This is a genomic window from Formivibrio citricus (assembly GCF_900115065.1).
GTDB lineage: Bacteria > Pseudomonadota > Gammaproteobacteria > Burkholderiales > Chitinibacteraceae > Formivibrio > Formivibrio citricus.
Map to the genome: position 1 here is coordinate 1 of NZ_FOVE01000037.1, position 3154 is coordinate 3154.

Here is a 3154-nt window from a genome sequence, read left to right on the forward strand (position 1 = left end):
GCATGCCCGGCATCGGAGCTGATGACGGCGAAGCCTTTGGTCAGGCCGTTGCTGCGCGGTCCGCCGCCGAGAATGTCGCCAAACGCCGGATGCAGAATGCCGTCCAGGCCGCCGTTGGCCTGGTAGAAGAAGCGCCCGTTCCACTGGGTGGGCAGGCGCATTTCAAAACCGATGGCGTATTGCTTGCCGTCGACCGGGCTGATGCGCTCGTTCAGCGAGCCCTTGATGACGCAATGCTCCGGGATCGTGTCAACGATACCGGGGCGCTTCTCTTCTCCCGAGGCGACCAGTTTCGCAGAGGTAATCTTGAGGTTGGGGTAAGCAATCTGTTCAGCGAGGCTGCCGCAGGTCTGCTTTGCGTGGGCTCCCGTTGCACGCCCAGAACTTCCTGCTTCGCCTTCGTTAACGGCATTAGTCGCACAGCCCGCCAAAGCAAGCACAGCCGACAACGCAAACCCTGCTTGCACCCCTTGATTTCGCGCCAATTTTTTCATGCTTCACCATGTAATTTTTCACAAAAAACATGGTGATTGTAGTTTTCTATCTCCGACTACAAAGCAAAGGCCTGTAAATTCACATTTTCCAAAAATTCAACAATGCGGCGTAAAAATGTACAACAAAGACCGCATAAAAAATGAAATGCAAAGAAGATAAAGCAAAGTCAGTTAAATTTTGCATGTCACATTTCTTAACTAACCCGTAATGAAGCACAATAAGCACACTCTGGTAACCATGTTGAGCATGGGCCTACTCGTACTGCGTCACGACAACAAAAGCTACACAAATTGCTGGCGCAATGCGGCACCACCATATTTTTCAATGGCATACTTATTGCGAATAACTAGCCTCAAGTCTTAGGGGAGTGAATTCATGCAGCCAGCGCGCCTGCATTGTGCTGATATGACCTCTGATAATGCCCGCCCCTCACCAGGTAAATCTGGCTTGCATGCACGCATTTCAGTACATCGAGAGAATTTGCCGTAAACAACAACTGTGCACCATGCGGGTTGGTATCCCGGTGCAAAAACAGCTCAACAAATGACGGCAGGTATTCTTCGCCGCCGCCTTCGTCAAGCCTGTCCATAATGATCAGCCCGCCCCGATGAAGAACGGGCAACACCCTGGCAAGCTGGACGAACATGATTAAAACGTCTCTATGCTCGTTCCATAGCGGTTGAATGCGAGACTTATCTGATTCGCCTGGCATGCGCCTGACACAGTATGGAATATGTTTTTCACTAACACTTCCGTCATTAAAAAAATATTGATGCTTTTCCAGGACCACATCGTCCAGTTTTTCATCCATGCCAGAAATGAAAGACGCCATCTGTCGCCGCAGGCGTTCATTCCCGGAGAAGACATCGGCCGCCGCCAGAACATCGGAAGGCAAGATATCGGCCGGGGCCGAAAAATCGCGGCATCGCGCGATCCCTGAGAATGCAGAAACAATGCTTTGAGCCAGAGAAGAGCCCAGCGCCGCAGCATTGGCAATGATTGAATATCCAGATTGCGCCGTTCTGAGGGCAACTTCAGTGACGCCAAAATTTTTTGTCTTGAGATCGTAGTGGATGGCGCTTCTTCTCGCGTCTTTTTCGAAAACGCAGCTGAAGAATTTGCTGGTCTTCACTTGCAGCGATTCAAAAACAACCCGGATGCCGTTGAATTCCACAACATACCGGTACAGGAAGTCATTCAACTCGAACTCAATCGCGATGCTCCCACTCTTTTTTGCTGCAAACGGATGCGTGCGAAAACTCATGCCATTACCGAACGATTCCAGCCTCTTGCCCGATATGAATCCCGCAGCAAGCGTCAACGGCTTGGTCGAATTTGCGCGCCCGCGTTCGCTGCCGGCTACCGTGATTACGGGCGACAGATAAGCGCCGTCCAGGACGCTCGATACGACTCCGCCGCATACTTCTCCCGTCTCGCGATCCAGGGAAAAAGAAATTTCTGTCGCATCCAGAAACGTATGGAAATTGGAAAATTTAATTCTATGAATCCTGAGCTTGCTATCCATCACACCAAACCGCTTATGTTCAATAAAACTGCAAAACCGTCCCAAATTCATCGCAACAAGATGTTTTCATGACAATCATTTGGCAACAGCCAATAACACAACCCCAGCGATCATGAAGACCGCGCCGACGACACGAAACATCGAAATGGCCTCGCGCAAGATCCACCCGCCCAAAACGACACCAAGCAACATCGACAACTCACGGACGGGGGCAACATAACTCAGCGGCGCGATAACCATCGCCTGCAGCGCAAGCGAAAAAGCCAACGGCGACAACACGCCTACCGCGATGATATGGCGGCTGTTTTTTTGCCATTGCTGCCGCAGGGCCTGCGGTTGCCGCAAAGCCTGCGGAGCAAGGACGAGTGTTCGCAAGGCGAGCCCCAGCACGTAATAAAGGACCGGCGCAAGGCCGAGACTTTTTACCGCCCAGCCATCCACAACGGTATAGGCGGCAATAAACGCCCCTGTCAGACATCCCCAGAAAATTCCGGCCGTTACTTTCTTGCGTTCAACAGCGGCTATTTTCCCGACCCCGGACACGATGAAAATGCCCACCAAAATTGCCGCAATGCCCAAGCAGCCAAGCACGCTCGGGCTTTCGCCCAGAAAGACGATCGCCCCGAGAACGGCAAACAAGGGGCCAGTCCCGCGCGCCAGCGGGTAAACAACTGAAAAATCGCTCTCGCGATAGCCTTTTTGCAGCACCAGGGAATAGGCCACATGGATCAAGGCACTGACGACGATTGCCAACCAGGCTTGGCCGGTGAGTTGTTGCGAGTGGGCATGCCATGCAAAAAACCCGAACGGCAACGACACCACGATGCTCACAACCCCGAACAACCAGATAAAAGGCAGTCCGCCTGCCGCCTTTTTGGCGCACAGGTTCCAGACGGCATGCAAACATGCCCCGGCAATGACGAGCGCCAACGCTTCCTTGTTCATGATGTCTGTCCAGTGACGATTGCCATTTCTTGAACTTTACAACCTGAACCTCGCCGCCACCTGATTAAGGTCGCGCGCCAGTTCATCGAGTTGCCGCACCTGGTCGTGCGCAGCCTGCACGGCGGCGTCGGATTCTTCGACCATCTGGGCGATGCGTTCGACGTTGCCGGCGATGCTGTTGCTGACCTG

The 3154-nt window shown here is 52.9% G+C and carries 3 protein-coding genes; all 3 read right to left on the reverse strand.

Annotated features, from left to right (window positions below; genetic code table 11):
• On the reverse strand, nt 1-494 hold a 494-nt coding region (locus BMZ36_RS14145), incomplete at its 3' end, for a tannase/feruloyl esterase family alpha/beta hydrolase (RefSeq protein ID WP_143086083.1).
• Between the two features lie 374 nt (nt 495-868).
• Complete coding sequence (locus BMZ36_RS14150) at nt 869-2020, reverse strand: AAA family ATPase (protein WP_091198380.1); 1152 nt, start codon at nt 2018-2020, stop codon at nt 869-871.
• 75 nt (nt 2021-2095) lie between these two features.
• Nucleotides 2096-2965, reverse strand: a complete 870-nt coding sequence (locus tag BMZ36_RS14155; protein ID WP_091198383.1) for a DMT family transporter — start codon at nt 2963-2965, stop codon at nt 2096-2098.
• Nucleotides 2966-3154: the final 189 nt, after the last annotated feature.